General features: G+C 59.4%; 19 protein-coding genes and 1 riboswitch. Of the genes, 16 read left to right on the forward strand and 3 right to left on the reverse strand.

The features are described from left to right. Nucleotides 1-4: 4 nt before the first annotated feature. The 3 genes from B3Y70_RS12920 to B3Y70_RS12930 all read left to right on the forward strand — a co-directional run bounded on the left by B3Y70_RS12920 (nt 5) and on the right by B3Y70_RS12930 (nt 2,773). A complete protein-coding gene (locus B3Y70_RS12920; protein WP_023011871.1) occupies nt 5-1,048 on the forward strand; it encodes an AAA family ATPase in 1,044 nt (347 codons plus the stop codon). Between the two features lie 135 nt (nt 1,049-1,183). Continuing rightward, nucleotides 1,184-2,416: a formamidase gene (fmdA, locus tag B3Y70_RS12925; RefSeq protein WP_023008410.1), complete on the forward strand. Its 1,233-nt coding sequence runs from the start codon at nt 1,184-1,186 to the stop codon at nt 2,414-2,416. A 3-nt stretch (nt 2,417-2,419) separates the two neighbouring features. Then, on the forward strand, nt 2,420-2,773 hold the full coding sequence (locus tag B3Y70_RS12930) for a zinc ribbon domain-containing protein (protein ID WP_011787260.1): 354 nt from the start codon (nt 2,420-2,422) through the stop codon (nt 2,771-2,773). A 50-nt stretch (nt 2,774-2,823) separates the two neighbouring features. Here B3Y70_RS12930 and B3Y70_RS12935 read toward each other — a convergent pair whose 3' ends face one another. Beyond that, nucleotides 2,824-3,552 carry a DUF3047 domain-containing protein gene (locus B3Y70_RS12935; RefSeq protein ID WP_278350842.1) on the reverse strand — a complete coding sequence of 243 codons (729 nt, stop codon included), beginning with the start codon at nt 3,550-3,552 and terminating at the stop codon, nt 2,824-2,826. 105 nt (nt 3,553-3,657) lie between these two features. Continuing rightward, nucleotides 3,658-3,854: riboswitch (cobalamin riboswitch) on the forward strand. Between the two features lie 130 nt (nt 3,855-3,984). Between B3Y70_RS12935 and B3Y70_RS12940 the strand changes: the two genes are divergently transcribed. The 6 genes from B3Y70_RS12940 to B3Y70_RS12965 all read left to right on the forward strand — a co-directional run bounded on the left by B3Y70_RS12940 (nt 3,985) and on the right by B3Y70_RS12965 (nt 12,238). After that, nucleotides 3,985-6,747 carry a ribonucleoside-diphosphate reductase subunit alpha gene (locus B3Y70_RS12940; RefSeq protein ID WP_228224563.1) on the forward strand — a complete coding sequence of 921 codons (2,763 nt, stop codon included), beginning with the start codon at nt 3,985-3,987 and terminating at the stop codon, nt 6,745-6,747. A 27-nt stretch (nt 6,748-6,774) separates the two neighbouring features. Then, a complete protein-coding gene (locus B3Y70_RS12945; protein ID WP_022990159.1) occupies nt 6,775-7,833 on the forward strand; it encodes a ribonucleotide-diphosphate reductase subunit beta in 1,059 nt (352 codons plus the stop codon). Between the two features lie 209 nt (nt 7,834-8,042). Beyond that, a complete protein-coding gene (locus B3Y70_RS12950) occupies nt 8,043-9,530 on the forward strand; it encodes a CHASE2 domain-containing protein (RefSeq protein ID WP_153739677.1) in 1,488 nt (495 codons plus the stop codon). Next, complete coding sequence (locus tag B3Y70_RS12955; RefSeq protein ID WP_014423113.1) at nt 9,508-9,807, forward strand: hypothetical protein; 300 nt, start codon at nt 9,508-9,510, stop codon at nt 9,805-9,807. Before B3Y70_RS12950 ends, B3Y70_RS12955 begins: the two co-directional genes overlap by 23 nt. Further along, the gene (locus B3Y70_RS12960) at nt 9,804-11,291 is read left to right on the forward strand and encodes a M48 family metalloprotease (RefSeq protein ID WP_153739676.1); all 1,488 of its coding nucleotides are present in this window, start codon (nt 9,804-9,806) and stop codon (nt 11,289-11,291) included. Before B3Y70_RS12955 ends, B3Y70_RS12960 begins: the two co-directional genes overlap by 4 nt. 89 nt (nt 11,292-11,380) lie before the next feature. After that, nucleotides 11,381-12,238, forward strand: a complete 858-nt coding sequence (locus B3Y70_RS12965) for an AraC family transcriptional regulator (RefSeq protein WP_153739675.1) — start codon at nt 11,381-11,383, stop codon at nt 12,236-12,238. On the opposite strand, the gene B3Y70_RS12970 is transcribed toward B3Y70_RS12965, so the two are convergent. Beyond that, the gene (locus tag B3Y70_RS12970; RefSeq protein WP_011787255.1) at nt 12,200-12,793 is read right to left on the reverse strand and encodes a LysE family translocator; all 594 of its coding nucleotides are present in this window, start codon (nt 12,791-12,793) and stop codon (nt 12,200-12,202) included. The genes B3Y70_RS12965 and B3Y70_RS12970 overlap by 39 nt on opposite strands. A 149-nt stretch (nt 12,794-12,942) precedes the next feature. Here B3Y70_RS12970 and B3Y70_RS12975 point away from each other — a divergent pair, with 149 nt between their 5' ends. The 7 genes from B3Y70_RS12975 (at nt 12,943) to B3Y70_RS13005 (ending at nt 16,843) form a co-directional block, all read left to right on the forward strand. Next, nucleotides 12,943-13,953, forward strand: a complete 1,011-nt coding sequence (locus B3Y70_RS12975; RefSeq protein WP_153739674.1) for a 2-hydroxyacid dehydrogenase — start codon at nt 12,943-12,945, stop codon at nt 13,951-13,953. Nucleotides 13,954-13,991: 38 nt separating this feature from the next. Next, nucleotides 13,992-14,765, forward strand: a complete 774-nt coding sequence (locus tag B3Y70_RS12980) for a CLCA_X family protein (RefSeq protein ID WP_153739673.1) — start codon at nt 13,992-13,994, stop codon at nt 14,763-14,765. A 127-nt stretch (nt 14,766-14,892) separates the two neighbouring features. Beyond that, nucleotides 14,893-15,069, forward strand: a complete 177-nt coding sequence (locus B3Y70_RS12985; RefSeq protein ID WP_199451938.1) for a hypothetical protein — start codon at nt 14,893-14,895, stop codon at nt 15,067-15,069. After that, complete coding sequence (locus B3Y70_RS12990; RefSeq protein WP_153739672.1) at nt 15,062-15,361, forward strand: helix-turn-helix domain-containing protein; 300 nt, start codon at nt 15,062-15,064, stop codon at nt 15,359-15,361. The genes B3Y70_RS12985 and B3Y70_RS12990 overlap by 8 nt, the downstream gene beginning before the upstream one ends. A 104-nt stretch (nt 15,362-15,465) precedes the next feature. Then, nucleotides 15,466-15,876 (forward strand): VOC family protein, encoded by a 411-nt coding sequence (locus B3Y70_RS12995; RefSeq protein WP_153739671.1) that lies wholly within the window; start codon nt 15,466-15,468, stop codon nt 15,874-15,876. 91 nt (nt 15,877-15,967) lie between these two features. Then, complete coding sequence (locus tag B3Y70_RS13000; protein ID WP_153739670.1) at nt 15,968-16,285, forward strand: antibiotic biosynthesis monooxygenase family protein; 318 nt, start codon at nt 15,968-15,970, stop codon at nt 16,283-16,285. A gap of 186 nt (nt 16,286-16,471) precedes the next feature. Beyond that, nucleotides 16,472-16,843 (forward strand): hypothetical protein, encoded by a 372-nt coding sequence (locus tag B3Y70_RS13005; protein WP_199451937.1) that lies wholly within the window; start codon nt 16,472-16,474, stop codon nt 16,841-16,843. A gap of 144 nt (nt 16,844-16,987) precedes the next feature. Here the strand turns inward: B3Y70_RS13005 and B3Y70_RS13010 are convergent, their stop codons facing one another. Beyond that, on the reverse strand, nt 16,988-18,055 hold the full coding sequence (locus tag B3Y70_RS13010) for a GGDEF domain-containing protein (RefSeq protein WP_288589925.1): 1,068 nt from the start codon (nt 18,053-18,055) through the stop codon (nt 16,988-16,990). Nucleotides 18,056-18,144 lie beyond the last annotated feature (89 nt).

Raw genomic sequence — 18,144 nt, forward strand, 5'->3', positions numbered from 1 at the left:
CGCGATGCCGTTTATCAATGAGCGGCTGGAAGCCAACCGGGAAACGCTGGCAAGGAACCGGGCCGATTCAGGCCCGGTTCGTGTTTCCCGGTTCCGCTTTGAGCCGGATGCCGTAATGGCGAGCCTGCGGGCCAATATCGTGGGCCAGCAGCACGCCCTGGAGGCGATGGAATCCATGCTGGTTCGGGTCAAGGCCGACATCGGTGAAGAGAACCGCCCGCTGGCGGTTCACTTGTTTCTGGGGCCGACCGGGGTGGGCAAGACTGAAACCGTGCGGCTGATTGCCGAGGCCATTCATGGCAGCCGCGATGCCCTGTGCCGCATCGACATGAACACCCTGGCCCAGGAGCACTACGCGGCGGCGCTGACCGGCGCGCCGCCCGGTTATGTGGGCAGCAAGGAAGGCCACAGCCTGTTTGATCTTGAGAAGGTTCAGGGATCGTTCAGCAAACCGGGCATTGTCCTGTTCGACGAGCTTGAAAAGGCCAGCAAGGAGGTCACCCGGACCCTGCTTAATGTGCTCGATACCGGCCGGCTGGTGTTCCCCTCCGGCAACCGGCAAATCGACTTCCGCAACACGCTGATCTTTATGACCAGCAACGCCGGAGCCCTGGAAGCGGAAGCGCACCATCATCGCTATCAGCGAGGCTGGCGCCGCTGGCTGGGGCTGGAGCCGGGCCCGCAGGAGAACCTTCGGGACAAGGCCCTGCGCCGCCATTTCGACCCGGAGTTCCTGAACCGGATTGACCAGATTCTTACGTTTAATCCCCTGACAGACCAGTGGCTGTATGCCCTTCTGGAGATTGAGCTGGCCGGCTTGAACAAGCGCCTGGCCCGCAAACAGGCCTCGCTGGATTTGTCGGTGGAGCTGCGCAGTGTGTTGTGCCGCGATTACGACAGCCGCTATGGCGCCCGCGAGATGCTACGGGCGTTCCGCCAGAAACTGGAGCCGGCGCTGGCCCGTGCGTTGCTGGCGCATCCCGAGCATTCCTCATTTCTGGCCGAGCTCAAGGGGCAGGAGATCGTGGTGCGCCAATACGTCGAATGACGTAGGTGCCGGGGGCAATTCGCGAATACCGCGCCGGTGGCGTATCGCGGATAGTGAAACGGTCAGCGCAGGCGCCGTCGGGCACTGCGTTCCCAAGCTTAGACGCCGAACGCCAAGAACCAAGGAGCGACCGCTATGGCCGAAACACTCATCAAGATCGATTTGAGCAAATCCGCGTACGAGAACGAGAATATCCACAACCGCTGGCATCCGGACATTCCCATGGCGGCGACGGTCAAGCCCGGGGACGATTTCATCCTCGAGTGTTACGACTGGACCGGTGGCCAGATCAAGAACGACGACAGCGCCGACGACGTGCGCGACGTGGACCTGACCCAGGTTCACTTCCTGTCTGGCCCGGTGGGCGTGGAGGGCGCAGAACCCGGCGACCTGCTGGAAGTGGACATCCTCGACATCGGTGCCTTCAAGGACAGCCAGTGGGGCTTCAACGGTTTCTTCTCCAAGAAGAACGGCGGCGGCTTTCTGACCGAGCACTTTCCGGAAGCCCAGAAATCCATCTGGGATTTCAACGGCATGTTCACCAAATCCCGCCACATCCCCAACGTTGAATTCGCCGGCATGATCCACCCGGGCCTGATCGGCTGCCTGCCGTCGAAGGAAATGCTGGCGGAGTGGAACAAGCGCGAGAAAGAACTGTACGACACCGAGCCGGATCGGGTGCCCGGCCTGGCGAACCTGCCCTACGCCGACACCGCCCACCTGGGCAAGCTGGCGGGGGATGCCGCCAAAGAGGCGGCGCTGGAAGCCGCCCGCACCGTACCGCCCCGGGAGCACGGTGGTAACTGCGACATCAAGGACTTGTCCCGTGGTTCCAAGGTGTATTTCCCGGTCTATGTGAAGGGGGCAGGCCTGTCGGTGGGCGACCTGCACTTCAGCCAGGGCGACGGCGAGATTACCTTCTGCGGCGCCATCGAAATGGCCGGCTGGATTCACCTGCGGGTGAACCTGATCAAGGACGGTATGGCCAAATACGGCATCAAGAACCCGGTCTTCAAACCCAGCAGCATCAAGCCGCGCTACGAGGACTATGTGATCTTCGAGGGCATCTCGGTGGATGAAGAGGGCCAGCAGCACTACCTGGACGTGCACGTGGCCTACCGCCAGGCCTGCCTCAACGCCATCAACTACCTGACCAAGTTCGGTTACACCCCGGCTCAGGGCTACGCGTTGCTTGGCTGTGCGCCGGTGGAAGGCCACATCAGTGGCGTGGTGGATGTGCCCAACGCCTGCGCCACCTTGTGGTTGCCGACCGAGATTTTTGACTTCGACATCAACCCCACGGCGGAAGGACCGACCAGGAAGGTCACGCCGGGCACCGACGTACCCCTTTCACCGGACAAGGAGTAAGCCATGCCACTGTACGACTACAAATGCCGGGAACACGGGCTGTTCCAGGAACTGGGCGCCATGGCCGAAGCCGGTAACCCGGCCCATTGCCCCACCTGCAAGGCGCTGTCACCCCGGGTGATTGTGCTGCCGCCGGAGCTCCTGGCCATGGACCCGGCCCGCCGCAACGCGGAGGCGCGGAATGAGAAGGCGAGCCACGAGCCCATCATCTCCACCGCCGACCAGCGGGCCCGGGACGCCGAGCACCGCAAGAGTTGTGGCTGCAAGAAAAAGTCGGACGGTAAACACATGCTGTTCTACACCGCCGACGGCAAGAAGATGTTCCCGTCCATGCGGCCCTGGATGATCAGCCACTGACCATTGCTTTCACGTGTTTGGCCCCCTTGAGGGGCCTTTTTTATGGCTGCTCACTGGTTGTGCTCGAGGGTGAGGTCGCCATACCAGGCCGTGGCCTGCTCGCCGGTGTTGTCGGCGTCGGTCATGATGGCCACGCCCACAATGGCGGGCGGTTCTTCGCCGAAGGCCTGCCGGTAATCTGCCACCAGATCCCGGGTAACGGTCACCCATTCGCCCACCTGCGACGGCCCGGAGTTGACGGCAATCATCATGGTTTTGTCGGTGTAGGCGTTGGCGACCATGCTCTGTTCTGGTAGCTGATTGGCCCAGATGTAGTTCAGGGCGTTGCCGGGCAGGGTCTCGCCGAACAGCACTTCCACGGTCTTGCGCCTGGCCCGTTCAAAAAAACCGGCTTTGTCCGGTTGAAACTCAAAGGCGACGTAGATGCGGGCAGGGTAGTCATCACCGGATTTTTCGCGGGCGTTGCCGGCTTCGTAGATGTTCGACACCTTCCAGCGCCATGACAACGTGAGCGAGTCGCCGGGCACCAGCTCAACACGGGCAATCAGCCCGGAGGCGCTGTCGTCTGCGTCGGCACGGACCACCTGCTGGCCGTCGTCCGTGTCCAGGGTGTAGCGGGTATGTGTCTCGATGTTCGGAAAGGTCAGGGGCTCCCAGCCGTCCTCCAGTGAGGTCATGGTGGAGAACCGGGTTAGCCGGTCTGTTTCTGCCCACACCGGGCTGGCGGCGAGACCGAGCGTCAGGGTACTGGCCAAAAGCAGCGAAATTCTCACATTCATTCCTCAAATCCGGTGGTCTGGAGATGGACAGGCGCTGTTGCAAAAAGTGCCTTGTCTTGGCGTATTCGGCCCTATATAGTGACCGGGTCCTTGGTTAACTACCATATATTGTGATCAAGCTCTGATCATCTTGATCACAGGGTAGTCGGGAATCCGGTGAGAATCCGGAACTGACGCGCAGCGGTATTGGGGAACGAGCGTGGCAAGATGACACTGGCGCAAGCCGGGAAGTCGCCACGTTAGGCAGAGCTGAAAGGTTCACGCCCCTGAGTCCGAAGACCTACCAGGGATCAGAAGCCCCCATGGGTTTCTGGACTGCACCTTCGCGATTCAAGGGTGAGCAGATTGGTCAGGCCTGCCCGTATTCGGGGCAAGGTGTGCCACTGCGTTCGCGAGGGTGAAACGGAACCAACGCGAATTCAGGAGAGCACCATGACAGCCACTGCCATTGCCGAACCCCCGGCCCCCGCGACCGATACCCAATCCCTGCAAGTTATCAAACGAAACGGCACCCTGGTGAGTTTCAACCCGGCCAAGATCAGTGTGGCGGTGACCAAAGCCTTCCTGGCGGTGGAAGGGGACCAGGCAGCCGGTTCCGCCCGCATCAACGACGCCGTGCACCGGGTTACCGAACAGGTAGTGCAGGCCATCAGCCGCCGCCTCAAAGCTGGTGGCAAGGTGCACATCGAAGACATCCAGGACCAGGTGGAACTGGCCCTGATGCGGGCCGAAGAGCAGAAAGTGGCCCGGGCCTACGTTCTGTACCGTGAAGAACACGCCCGCCAGCGCGCCGTGGACGAGCCGGTGGAAGCGCATCCGCACCTGACCGTGAAAAAAGCCGATGGCAGCATCGCCCCGCTGGACCTGGGCCTGATGAAGCAGCAGGTGGAACAGGCGGCTACCGGCCTGGACGGCATCAACGGCGATTCGCTGGTGGAAGATGCCCTGCGCAACCTCTACGACGGCATCGAAGAGACCGAAGTCCTGTCTGCCCTGATCATGACCGCCCGGGGCCGCATTGAACGGGAACCCGACTACAGCGCCGTAACCGCCCGCCTGCTGCTGGAACAGCTCCGGCTGGAAACAGCGGAAGCCCTGGACCTGCCCCGCAGTCTTCCGCTGGCGGAGATTTATCCACAGGCCCTGAGCGCCTTTGTTCACGCCGGTATCCGCTACGAACTGCTGGACGAAGCCCTGGCGGCCTTTGATCTGGAACGCCTTGGCAACGCCCTGAAACCGGAACGCGATCTCCAGTTCGGCTTCCTGGGCCTGCAAACCCTGTACGACCGTTACTTCCTGCACTGGAACAAAGCCCGCCTGGAACTGCCCCAGGTGTTCTTCATGCGGGTGGCCATGGGCCTGGCACTGCGTGAGGACGACCCCAACGCCCGCGCCATCGAATTCTATGAGCTGCTGTCCAGTTTCGATTACATGGCCAGCACGCCCACCCTGTTCAACAGCGGCACCCGGCATTCCCAGCTGTCGTCCTGCTACCTGACCACGGTGGGCGACGACCTGGAGGGCATTTACGGGGCCATTCGCGATAACGCCCTGCTGTCCAAATGGGCCGGTGGTCTGGGCAACGACTGGACCCCGGTGCGGGCCCTGGGCTCCCACATCAAGGGCACCAACGGCCAGAGCCAGGGCGTGGTGCCGTTCCTGAAAGTGGTCAACGACACCGCCGTGGCGGTGAACCAGGGCGGCAAGCGCAAGGGCGCGGTCTGTGCTTATCTGGAAAGCTGGCACCTGGACATCGAAGAGTTCCTGGAACTGCGCAAGAACACCGGCGATGAGCGCCGCCGTACCCACGACATGAACACCGCCAACTGGGTGCCGGATCTGCTGATCGAACGCATGCGCGAAGACCGCGACTGGACCCTGTTCTCCCCCAGCGATGTGCCAGATCTGCACGACCTGTACGGCAACGCCTTCCGTGAGCGCTACCAGCACTACGAAGCCCTGGCCGAGCAAGGCAAGATCAAGCTGTTCAAGAAAATTCCGGCCAAACAGCTGTGGCGCAAGATGCTCACCGTGCTGTTCGAGACCGGTCACCCCTGGATCACCTTCAAGGACCCGTGCAACCTGCGCTCCCCGCAGCAGCATCAGGGCGTGGTGCACAGCTCCAACCTGTGTACCGAAATCACCCTGAACACCAGCGCCGATGAGATTGCGGTGTGCAACCTGGGCTCGGTGAACCTGGCTGCCCACATCAAGGACGGCGAGCTGGACGTCACGCGCCTGGAACGCACCGTGAACACCGCCGTGCGCATGCTCGATAACGTCATCGACATTAACTTCTACGCCGTGCCCCAGGCGCGCAATTCCAACCTGAAGCATCGCCCGGTGGGCCTGGGCCTGATGGGCTTCCAGGACGCCCTGTACCAGCTGGGCCTGCCGTACTCCAGCCCGGAAGCGGTGGAGTTTGCCGACGTTGCCATGGAGCAACTCAGCTACTTCGCGTTGCGTGCCTCCGCCACGCTGGCGGGTGAGCGGGGCGCCTACGACACCTACGACGGCTCGCTGTGGAGCCAGGGCATCCTGCCGATGGATTCGGTGGGCCTGCTGAAGGACAACCGCCGGGACGGCGACCTGTCGCTCAATACCCACAGCCGCCTCGACTGGACCCCGGTGCGGGAGCTGATTGCCAAAAACGGCATGCGCAACAGCAACGTGATGGCCATTGCCCCGACCGCGACCATTTCCAATATCGTGGGCGTGTCCCAGTCCATCGAACCGGCGTACCAGAACCTGTTCGTGAAATCGAACCTGTCCGGCGAGTTCACCGTGGTGAATCCCTCGCTGGTGCGTGATCTCAAGGCCGAAGGCCTGTGGGACAACGTGATGGTGAACGACCTGAAATACTTCGATGGCAGTGTGCAGCAGATCGACCGCATCCCCGCGGAGCTCAAGGCCCGCTACGCCACAGCATTCGAGATTGACCCGCGCTGGCTGGTGGAAGCGGCGGCCCGGCGCCAGAAATGGCTGGACCAGGCCCAGAGTCTGAACCTGTACATGGCCGAGCCCAGCGGCAAGAAGCTGGATGCCCTGTATCAGCTGGCCTGGGAGCGTGGCCTCAAAACCACCTACTACCTGCGCTCCCTGGGGGCCACTGGCGCCGAGAAGACCGCGCCGGTGTCGGCGCCACAGCCGCAGGTGTGCAGCATCGACAATCCCGACTGCGAAGCTTGTCAGTAACCATTTACTTATTTGGGAGGCACCCACATGCTGGACTGGGACGACGAACCAAAAGCGCAAACCGCTGCCGCCGCCACCGGCGGCCCGGCGCCCGTGAATGTCGACGACAAGCGGGTGATTAACGGCGAGACCGACATCAACCAGTTGGCACCGTTCAAGTACCCCTGGGCCTGGGAGTACTTCATGAACGCCAACAAGAACCACTGGACGCCGCTGGACGTGAACATGGCGCAGGACGTTCACGACTACCACCACCGGCTGACACCGGCGGAAAAACACGTGTACGAGAACGTGCTGGCGTACCTGACCACCTCCGACATCCTCGCCATGCGCAACATCGGCCTGGCGGTGATGGAGAAGATGAGCGCGCCGGAGCTGCAGATCTACCAGGCCCGCCAGGTGTACGAGGAAGCGCTGCACACCTGGACCTACCAGCACTGCATTGAAACACTGAACCTGGACCAGAGCGAGATCTACAACCGCTACCGCGTGGTGCCGGAGATCAACGGCAAAATCCAGTTGGCCAACCGCCGGCTGGACGCCGCCATGCGCTCCGACATGAACCTGCGCAACCCGGACGAGCTGCAGGACTTCGTGATGTCCTACCTGTTCTTCGCCGCCGTGTTCGAGGGCTGCTGGTTCTACAACGGCTTCAGCCCCATCTTCGCCCTGCAGCGCCGGGGCCTGATGCGGGGCACCGGTGAACAGTTGCAGTACATCCTGCGGGACGAAGCCATGCACTTCTCCTTCGGCCTGAAAGTGGTGAACCAGATTCTCGAGGAAGAGAAAATCACCCTGGACCCGAAAGCGGTGCGTGAGATGTGGGACGAATCCGAAGCCGCGGAAATGGCTTACGCCAACTACGTGCTGCGGGACCCGATCCTGGGTTACTCGGCGGAATACCACAGCGAACAGTTCCGCTTTGTGGCCAACCGCCGGGCCCGCACCGTGGGCCTGGAAGAACCGTTCCCGGGGGCGAAGAACGTATCGCCCTGGCTGGACGAGCAGGCCACCCTGCGCAAGGAGAAGAACTTCTTTGAAACCCGGGTGATTGAGTATCAGACCGGCGCGCAGCTGGAGTGGTAATTGAGCATTCAGATACCTGCTCTGAGAAGTGGGTATCTGTCAGAGTTCTTTACAAAACAGAATAGAAATAGCATTGGTCTGTATATTAACTGACCAGATAAAGCGTGTTTTTTTACGATAGGCCTGATTGTTGCTTGAGTAAGCACTCATAACTTGCTCGCTTCCGCAGTGCGGGCAGCGTGGGATTGCATCCCCGTGCGGAGGCCAGAGTGCAGACGTTACATGCAGGCACATCGCTAGCCGGAATGATTCGCCGCCACTGGGCGCTCCTGGTGGTGGGCTACTTTCTTTTTTTTGCCGATCCTTTTGGCATCAGCTCAAGAAGCACCCAAGCGATCAGTGACGGATTTGATCGGCTGTTTTCACCGTTATATGACCAGGCGGTGACGACCAGCGGTGCCGACCTGGTCGATGTCATTCTGATTGATGACGCCTCCATCCGCCGGCTCTCCCACGAAGAAAATGGTTACCTGAGCGCCAATGACTGGCCTCTGGCCTACAGCGACCACCTGGTTCTGATCGACGCCCTTCGCCGCCTGGGGTATGGCACGATTATTCTCGACATCACCTTCTATCGTGCGCGCCAGCTGGATGACAGCTTTCCGCTACTTGTGGCCCGATTGCAGTACTTTCGGGAGCACACGGGTTTGGCCCTGGTCATGAGTGCTGGTGAACATCCGGGCCACCTTGAACCCTCAATTCAGCCACTCATTGCAGCAGCTTCTGATATCGGGTTGGTTGGCTGGTCCGGCTATGGCTCACACTATCCGATTAGGCGAGCACTGCCTGAATACGGTGAGGTTCCAACGCTGGCTGTTGCGGGATATGAGATCTATTGCCAGCAACCGAGGTCCAGGCCTTGCGGTGATCTATCGAAGGCAGCGGAGGCCTGGATGGTACCCCAGCCTCCCGGTATGCATCTCAGTTGGGGAATGCCGGCGCAGCGTATCACCTCAACGCTGGATTGCCGTGCAACGCCCGAAAACAATGGCGGATTTAGCTCACTCTGGCACTGGGCCAGGAATATCCTTCGCGCAGAATCCGTCAGTAACAACGGTGCCAAGCCATGCCCGCCGGTGCCGACTGCCACCCTTCGGGATGCCTTTTGCCTGGCGCCAAACTGCGATGATTTCTTCACCGAGATGCCCCTGCATAATCGGATTGCGATTGTGGGTGTGTCTTTACCCTCGGCCAGAGATCTGTTTAACCCACCAATTGCGGGGCAGTTGCCTGGCGTTTATCTGCATGCCGAAGCACTTCGCAACCTACTGCATTACGGCGCGGACTATCTGAAACCGATCGGGGTGGAATGGAATCTCGCCGGGATTGGCCTGCCAGGGTGGACCATTCCGGTCGATCTGTTGCTGTCCTGGCCGCTGATCCTTTTTCTCATCCTCATGCTCGCGCGCTGGGTTCTGGCATGGCGCTGGCGCGACGAGCGTCGAGCGGAATGGCCAGAGTTGGCGGTGGAGCTGGCTGAGTTGATCATCATCGTCCTCAGCCTTTGTGTGCTCTACAGCGTTTTACTGTTGTTTCACCGCACCCCTGGCTTCCTGGCAGAGCTGATCGGTTTGACACCGTTACTGTTGATCGCAGTCAGAAAAGAAAGAAAGGAGATGGAAAATGAACGGAAAGCGATGGCTTTGGCTGCTTGCACTGCTGTGCAGTTCGGCCTTGGCAGAGGCTCAGTCCATTGAGGGTTTTCATGACCCGGAGAATGCCTTCGTCAGCAAACCGGATGGCTCGCTTGTACCGGCACGTGAGCTCGGTTTGCAATTGCCCGTCACGATCAGTGGTAAGGAGCGGGGCCAGTACCTGTTTGAAGGGCCGGGGGGCACCTATCGGGTGTTTGTTCCGGAGGTGATTACCAGCGATTCGAAACAGCCGGTTATTTACTGCGATAAATCACAGGTGGTGTTTGCGGATGACCATCAGGTGGCCAGTGCCCGTGGCGTAGGGGAGGACTGCCCATGAACTGCCAGCACAAAATAGCGCTTGTTTTACTCGCCGTGTGTTTCGGCTTGATCGGCTGCAGCTCATCGCCTTACCAGTCGAAAGACTGGAGCACCAACAAAGAGATGCGGCAGCAGGAAATCAATGAGCTTGTTGTCCAGGCCGATCAGTATCAGGCGGCTGGGCAGGATCCTTCCGAGGATGCGGTTCGTTTGCGCAGTGACAGCGTGGCGCCATTGAATGCCCGTGATGTCACCCCGGCATTGCAGGCCATTGCCGAGGAACTGGCAGAAAGCTGGTACGGCGGACCCTGTCATTGTCAGGTTCGGGTGGGCCCGAGCTACAGTTTCGGCGGGTTTACCTACCCTGAGGGTACCGTCGTGATTCAGGCAGGAACCCTGGAATATCTGGATACCCGAGATGAGGTGGCCGCACTGCTGGCCCATGAACTCTCTCATCTATGGCTGAATCATCACCAGAAGAACGAACTGCAAAGCACAACAAAAGGCATAACTGATCTGGCCCAGGCCATTTCCCTGTTCGGTAATGACGACAAAGCCCGTGAGACCACCCTGCGCATGGGCGGATCGACCGATGCCCTGGTGGCGGCGGCAGGATTCACCCAATGGAACCGGCAGCAGGAAACCGAAGCGGATTTGTTGGCCGTGAAGATTCTGGAAAAATCCCGATACAGCCCAATGGCCATGATTGCGCTGTTAACCAAGCTCAAGAATGACAAAGAGGGAATACCCGTAGCCGGCAGTGCCTACGAAGAGATGATGACCGTAGCTGCCTTGAAAGCCAGAAAGCAGGAGGCGGAAGTCAGCGACAACCAGCTCCAGAAATGGCTGTCTTCTGTTGCCAGCGATATGGGCGGTCGCGAGTATCTGTCATCGGAAGAGCGTCGGACTATTGTCCGGATGGTGATCTACGATCTGGATGGCGCAATACTGGCACGCTCGTTTACGGACCTTCAGATCGATGTCGATGCCCTGGCGCCTGTGACGTCCCTGAAAACCATCCACACCTACCCGCCCGCCAGTAAAGACTACGCGCAACTGGTTGACCGTGCCCTGGCAAGCGAGCCCGACAATCTCCATCTGCAACTGTTGAAGTTTCGTGCTCTGCTGGCCCGGGGTGAGCAACAAAAAGCCCGGGAAATGGCGGAAGCCTTCATCGCAAGACCCGATGCCAGTTTCAGTGTTCTCAGTGAGGCCACCCGGTTTCTGGACCAGCAATCTGGCCTCTCGGATACCGACAAAAAACGGCTCATGCACGACGCAGTGTCCAGGCTCGCGGATCTCGACCTGCCAGATGCCTACGTGGCCGATGAATACTACTTGTCCAAACGGTATCAGGTTCCTGGCGTGAGTGCGCTGAAGGAAAAGCTTTGTGAAGCCGGAGCCGGTAAGGTGGCGGTAAGAGAGAGATGCGACCTTGCCAGGCAGGCACTGGAACGCAACGTGAGTTTTTATGAGTTGCTTGCCAGGGCAGAAAGCCAATAAAGGGTTACCGGTTGCGGTTGATTGGATGAGCTTCTGCTAGGCTAGTGCCATACGCACTGGCCTGGCCGATTTGCTTTGAGGCAACCACCATGACCGACCCTCGCACACCCATCTTCTGGCGCGACGCCCGCATGCCCCATGTGGAACTGCGCAAAGTCGCGGATGGGCGCGAGGTCTGTTATGCCCTGCACACCCACCGGCACTGGTCGATCGGCGCCATCACCGGCGGTGAAAGCACGTTCCTGTACCGCACCGACCAGTACCACGTGAGCGCCGGCACGCTGGTGTTGATGAACCCGGAATGGCCCCACGCCTGTAATCCCATTGATAACCAGCCCTGGGCGTATCTGATGCTGTATGTGGATACCGCCTGGCTGACCCGGCTCAGATTTGAGGCGGGCCTGCTGCCCAGCGAAGACTGGCAGGATCTGGACACGGCAGTGATCACCGACCCCCGCCAGTACCAGGACTACTGCACCATGGCCGATTGCCTGCTGGACCCGGGCCGGGACCTGCTGGAAAAGCAGAGCCGGGTTGCCGAGTATCTGCTGGACCTGATGCAGAGCCTGGCGGAAGCGCCGGCCCGGGGTATTCCGCGCCCCTCGGGCACCCTGGCCGCGGTGGCTCAGTACCTGGACAGCCACTGTACCGATGAGGTATCGCTGGACGACCTGTGCGGGCTCAGTGGCTACAGCCCGGGGCATCTGGTGCGGGCGTTTCGCCAAAGCTACGGATTAACGCCCCACGCCTACCTGATCAACCGCCGCATACAGCACGGCCAGAGCGAACTGAAACGCGGCGTGAGTATTGCCGACGCGGCCCTCAACGCCGGCTTTGCCGACCAGGCGCATTTCCAGAGAACCTTCAAACGCGTGGTGGCGGCCACCCCGAACCAGTATCGCCAGCCCTCAATCCAGCAGCAGGAACACGCAACTTCCGGCAAGTAACAGCGCCAGAACCCGGTTGAACCCGCGCAGGATTCGCGGCTGCTGCACCAGCCGGCGAAGCCCGACCCCGACATACACCCAACTGGCCAGCGACAGCCAGCAAATGGGCAGATACAGCCCCGCGAACAGCCAGAGCAGGGTGCTGTCGCCGCCCTCGGTAAACGCGCTGATACCCGCCACTGACGCAAGCCAGGCCTTGGGGTTCAACCATTGCATCAGGGCGCCGGTGACAAAGCCGGGGGCCGGGCGTGCCTCATCCTCACTGAGATGGCCATCGGCGGTGGCCAGCTGGTAGCTCAAGTACAGCAGGAAGGCGACGCCAGCCCAGCTCAACCAGCGCTCGAACCCGGGCGCGTGTTCCAGCAGCGAATTCAGGCCCAGGCCCACCGCCATAAACAGCGCGATAAACCCCAGAGTGGCCCCGGTGACAAACACCAGCCCCTGAGACACCGGATAGCGCGTGCCACTGCTCAGGCACACCAGATTGACCGGCCCCGGCGATACCGAAGCCACCAGGGCGAAGGCCGACATCGGCAGGATAATAGACAGACTCATAGCATCAGCACTCTGTGAACCAACGGAGGCGCCCAGTGTGCCCGGAGCCTTGTAACCGGTATTGAATAAAATTGCGGTGGCTCGCCGCCGGGCATTTGATTTATGTTTGAAGAACCCCGTACCCACCCAGACCGGATGAGGCCAATCCCATGAAAGTGGCGGTTTTCAGCACCAAGCCCTATGACGAACAGTTCCTGGCACAGGCGAACCAGGCCAGCCACCAGCATGAACTGGTGTTCCTGGAACCACGCCTGAATGCGGCCACTGCGGCGCTGGCCAAAGGCTTCGACGCGGTATGTGTGTTCGTGAACGACCAGGTGGACGCCAACGTACTGGAACAGCTGGCCGCCGGCGGCACCCGGGCCGTGGCCCTGCGTTGCGCCGGCTTCAACAACGTCGACCTGAAAGCCGCCGAACGCCTGGGCATCGCCGTGGTGCGGGTACCGGCGTATTCCCCCTATGCGGTGGCCGAACACACCGTGGCCTTGATCCTGACCCTGAACCGGCAGATTCACCGGGCCTACCACCGCATTCGTGATGGCAACTTTGCCCTCGACGGCTTGCTGGGGTTCGATCTGCGGGGCCGCACCGTGGGTGTGGTGGGCACCGGCCAGATTGGCGTGGAAGTGGTGCGCATCATGCGCGGGTTCGGCTGCCGCGTGCTGTGTTACGACCTGCACGCCAACCCGGAGGCGCAAACGCTGGGCGCGGAATATGTGAGCCTGGACGAACTGTTCCGGGAAGCAGACATTGTGACCCTGCATTGCCCGCTCACCCCGGACACCCATCACCTGATTGATGCCGCGGCCGTGGCCAAAATGAAAAAAGGCGTGATGCTGATCAACACCAGCCGGGGCGCCATGGTGGACACCGCCGCCATCATCGAAGGCCTGAAATCCGGCCAGGTGGGCTACCTGGGGCTGGATGTATATGAGGAAGAAAGCGACCTGTTCTTCGAAGATCTCTCCAATATCGTGCTGAAAGACGACGTGTTCGCCCGTTTGCTCACATTCCCGAATGTGGTCATCACCGGCCACCAGGCGTTTTTCACCCGCAACGCCCTGGAAAGCATTGCCCACACAACACTCAGCAACCTGACGGACCTGGAAACCGGCGGCGAGTGCGCCAACCGGGTGCTGGCCGCCAACGGCAGCACCTGAACTGAGACAAGCCGCCCGCGCCTTCGTACAATGCCGCCATGCCCAGACCCTTCTACAGAACCGGCCCCGACCACCGCGCCGGGGCACCGGTCAGCTTTCTAGACGTGCGCCGGCGGTTCCAGTTTCGATCCGTCGAGATTGGCCGCTGGGTAACCGAGCCTGAAAAACAGCACAGTGCCGCCCTGTTCTACGACGCCCTGTGCGACCTGATGACCATCCTCGGCGGCACCGAAAGCCTGATCTCCCTGCGTGGCACTTTGGCCCTGCAATACGGCATTGGTGGCCGCCCCGGGGTGTCTGCCCATTACACCCCCGCCACCCGCAGCTTCGCCCTGGCCAAAAACGCCGGCCCCGGCAGCATCGCCCACGAATGGTTTCATGCCTTCGACCACTACATCGGCGACAAACTGTTCCCCAACATACCCCGGGGCCAGTTCGCCTCCCGCCAATGGCTCACCCGCCAGGACGCCATCCATCACCCGCTGAACCAGCGCCTGCAAGCCTGCTACCAGGCCATCCTGCTGGACGACACCGGCCAAGACCCCAGCCCCCTGTTCCAGAACTCCGCAAAAGCCGACAAAGCCGCCGGCGGGCACTACTACAGCCAGCCAGAAGAACTCTGTGCCCGAGCCTTCGAAGCCTTCATCCAGGATGCTGCAGTAAAGAACGCCTTTCTGGTGAAGGGCACCAAAGAGAGCGAAGAAGCCCGCCTGGGGCTATACCCACAGGGCGAACAGCGCGACCGGATAAACGCCGCCTTCCGAACCTACTTCCATTCCCTGGGCCGGGCCCTGCAGCAAAAACCTGCCTAAAAACCGGAGTTATACGAACGCGTTCGCAAAACCCCGGGCAGGCTCCGGAAATTGTTGCTAACCTTCTGATAAGTTTGAAAAGGAAAACAGGGCGGGCGGAGTTATACGCCCCCAACATGGAGCAGGGGTGGCTCGAACACGGGCGTATAACTCCGGCGGTAGCCGTGGTGGAGTGCGAGTCATCTACTTCACCAGATTGGCAAATGGTGAGATCTGGTTATTGGTGATCTACAAGAAGGCCGTCAAGGAGAACATACCCGCGCATATCCTGAAGTCGATTCGTGAGGTATTGGAAAATGAGTAATGAGACTCTGAGTGCTGAGGAGCTTGGCAATAAGCTCCTCCAATCTGTTAAAGAAATGAAAGCGGGCAAGGCTGCGCGCGTCAGTCGTGTGGAGCCAAATCAGGTCGCAGAGGCGCGTGGCAAGACTGGCCTTACACAGCGGGAGTTTGCCGAGGTACTCCATATTTCTCCGCGAACGTTACAGGAATGGGAGCAGGGGCGACGTAAACCTTCAGGGCCGGCAAAGGCGCTCATCGAGATTGCGTTTCGTCATCCCGAGGTTATTCGGGAAGACCTCGAACTCAGGGGTTAACAAGGTGGTCAACGGGACGCTGGACTTCCCCCACTTCAGTAAACACCTTCTATAGCTAGGGAAGCCCTTGGCTCAAAGTGCTCCATAAACCACGGAGGGATTGTATGGAAATCAAGTGCATTTCAGGTTTTGCGTCCATAACCAAAGACCCTGCGGCCAGTGCGTCTCTGTATGAGGATGCGCTGGGCCTGCCGCTGGAGAAGATGGACGACTATCGTTTCATGGATAAATTCCCCGGAGCGAACCATTTCGGAGTATGGCCCCTTTCGATGGCAGCTACCTCTTGTTTTGGCCAGGAGGAATGGCCCGATTATATTCCGGAGCCGACGGCGACCATCGAATTTGAGTTGCCGGATGCAGCGGCTGTAGAGGCGGCCGTGCAAGAGATGAAGGAAAGAGGGCAGGAATTCGTTCATGAAACCCGCACTGAACCCTGGGGGCAGACGGTGGCACGGTTTATGAGCCCCGAGGGTGTGTTGATTGGCCTGAGTTATGCGCCATGGCTTCATGAATAAGTGCCTAACTGTGGCGTCAATGCGAATGTGATTGTCCGCTGATGCTCCAACGCCAGCCGGTTACGCCGGGCGTTAAATGCCAGAGGGATCTATGTCGGAGATAGCAAAAACCCCTGAGCCGCCGTATTACGCGGTTATTTTCAGTAGCCATCGCACTGAGGGCGACAATGGCTACGAGGCAATGGCAGACAGGATGGTTGAGTTGGCTGCAAGCCAGCCAGGGTTCCTGGGAATGGAATCGGTGCGTGAGGAATTAGGCATCACCGTTTCCTACTGGGAGAGCCTGGAGTCCATCACCAACTGGAAAAAGAACGCAGAGCACCGAGAAGCTCAGAGGCTTGGCCACCAAACCTGGTACTCCACCTTTCGGGTTCGTATTGCGAGGGTTGAGCGCGACTACGGCATTTAACCCGTTCCCGGTGTCAACAACAGCGAAGTTTGACCGCTTTTTATCAGTTTAGATTGTCCGGTTTTTGAGCGTCAGTGTCTTCAGAGTCCTCCTGTTGGACAGTAGTACCGGGAACGAGGCCGGTCCAAAGACATAGCCATCTTGTAAGATCTGGTGAGTTGAGGCCAACCATGAGGATGGTGAGCTTTGAAAGAGCAATATCTCTGTGTTTCCTGTGAACGTTTCTTCCCTACAGGAGAGGCTGTTGATGGCGGTGATCAGGGTTTTCGGAAAGGCTTTCTCTGTCCTTTTTGCAGCGCCAATTTGAGTGAGGCAGGTGAGTCGGACGACATCCTTCATCTACGGTTCGGCCCGGTCTATTATCTGGCCATGATTTTGGTGTTTTTGGTGGTCATTGGAGAGGTGGTTCAGATTCCGGTCAGTTCAAACTCCTACATCAACGATTTTTGCACTTTCATACTCCTGTCTGCGATCCCCACTGTCCCGTTTCTAATAGTGAACCGGAAATCCGTTTTTGGAACCAGGACGATCTACACTCGTAGAATTGATAGCCAGTAGCGTAAGCGGAGCCGTTTCCCAACGCGGTTGACCTGACCACAGCTTTTTATTCGATGCTACGGGATGCCGTACTGGTCACCATGATGGCAAGCCTGTCGGGCTTGGGCAGCAGAGACGCCTTTTTCTTATTGCCCGGAAGTCCCGTTAAATACGAATGACGGTGGGTGTTCGCGAAAGGCATTCCTCGCCTGGGTTTTTCGTTGCCAGATCGACAACGCAGTTACGCCCCTGTTTTTTGGCGGCGTACAGCGCGTTGTCCGCACGGTGCAGCACGGCACTCCACTCGCGGTCTCTGGAATCGTAGTGAGCCACTCCGAAACTGGCCGAGAGCGTTAAACAGACATCATCACCAATCGTGATCTGGGTGTCTGCCGTTTTGGCTCTGAGTTTCTCCGCCACCTCTAATCCCTGCTCGGTGTCTTTACCAGGCAACAGCAGAACAAATTCTTCGCCCCCGAAACGCGCCACCACGTCATGCTTTCGTATGTGCTCTTTGAGCGTATTGGCAAAGCGCCTCAATACCTCATCGCCTACATGATGGCCATACTCGTCATTCACGTTTTTGAAGTGGTCCAGGTCGCACATGATAATGGCGAAGGGCGCACCTGAACGCTGCGCACGGCTGAACTCAATGTCACAACATTCGTCGAATGCCCGCCTGTTGTAGAGCCCCGTTAAAGGATCAATCCTGGCGATTTCGGAGAGTTCATCCTGCAACTCATCGGACGCCATCCATATCGTGCAGAAGGATGACAGAATAACCAGTAGTTCTCCGGCAATGATCGTCAAGGCGCTGAGCAACCCAGCCCTCATGAAATCTTGAGGCGGTATGGCGTAGAACGACCAGAAAAAGCGGAAAATAAACAAGCTACTCATCAGCAAAAACATGGCGATGAGCATTTTGGCGACCATGCGGTTGCGGATGTCCCGGTGTTTCAGCAGTCCGCTGGCACCGATCAGGCAGATCGCTGCACAGACCATAGAGAAGGCCTGTATACGGATATTTATATCTGGAATATGAAAGGTATAGAAATACAGTAAAGCAGCAAGCAGGACCACCAGTGTGGTGCTTAGCCAACGCTCATGGCGCAGCGTGATACCCAGGAAACGAAACAGTCCCCGGTAAATCAGCACAACGCCCATAATGATTGCGATATTGGCAATCACGATGGACAGGAAATCGTAGATTACATGGCGCAGGCCGAGCAGCACACAGCCACCGCCGATCAGAAAATAGCCTGCGCCATGCAGCCAGTTGGTGGTGCCTTTGCCGAAGCTTTGCATGCACGCGAACACCGGTT

The sequence above is a fragment of the Marinobacter sp. UBA5687 genome (genome assembly GCF_002420325.1).
In the GTDB taxonomy this organism is placed as follows: Bacteria; Pseudomonadota; Gammaproteobacteria; order Pseudomonadales; family Oleiphilaceae; genus Marinobacter; species Marinobacter nauticus.

Coding starts and splice junctions, on each gene's coding strand:
- B3Y70_RS12995 (WP_153739671.1), top strand. CDS start 15,466: ATGGAAATCAAGTGCATTTCAGGTTTTGCGTCCATAACCAAAGACCCT.
- B3Y70_RS13000 (WP_153739670.1), top strand. CDS start 15,968: ATGTCGGAGATAGCAAAAACCCCTGAGCCGCCGTATTACGCGGTTATT.
- B3Y70_RS12960 (WP_153739676.1), top strand. CDS start 9,804: ATGAACTGCCAGCACAAAATAGCGCTTGTTTTACTCGCCGTGTGTTTC.
- B3Y70_RS12990 (WP_153739672.1), top strand. CDS start 15,062: ATGAGTAATGAGACTCTGAGTGCTGAGGAGCTTGGCAATAAGCTCCTC.
- B3Y70_RS12975 (WP_153739674.1), top strand. CDS start 12,943: ATGAAAGTGGCGGTTTTCAGCACCAAGCCCTATGACGAACAGTTCCTG.
- B3Y70_RS12970 (WP_011787255.1), bottom strand. CDS start 12,793: ATGAGTCTGTCTATTATCCTGCCGATGTCGGCCTTCGCCCTGGTGGCT.
- fmdA (WP_023008410.1), top strand. CDS start 1,184: ATGGCCGAAACACTCATCAAGATCGATTTGAGCAAATCCGCGTACGAG.
- B3Y70_RS12930 (WP_011787260.1), top strand. CDS start 2,420: ATGCCACTGTACGACTACAAATGCCGGGAACACGGGCTGTTCCAGGAA.
- B3Y70_RS12940 (WP_228224563.1), top strand. CDS start 3,985: ATGACAGCCACTGCCATTGCCGAACCCCCGGCCCCCGCGACCGATACC.
- B3Y70_RS12965 (WP_153739675.1), top strand. CDS start 11,381: ATGACCGACCCTCGCACACCCATCTTCTGGCGCGACGCCCGCATGCCC.
- B3Y70_RS12920 (WP_023011871.1), top strand. CDS start 5: ATGCCGTTTATCAATGAGCGGCTGGAAGCCAACCGGGAAACGCTGGCA.
- B3Y70_RS12980 (WP_153739673.1), top strand. CDS start 13,992: ATGCCCAGACCCTTCTACAGAACCGGCCCCGACCACCGCGCCGGGGCA.
- B3Y70_RS12945 (WP_022990159.1), top strand. CDS start 6,775: ATGCTGGACTGGGACGACGAACCAAAAGCGCAAACCGCTGCCGCCGCC.
- B3Y70_RS12935 (WP_278350842.1), bottom strand. CDS start 3,552: ATGAATGTGAGAATTTCGCTGCTTTTGGCCAGTACCCTGACGCTCGGT.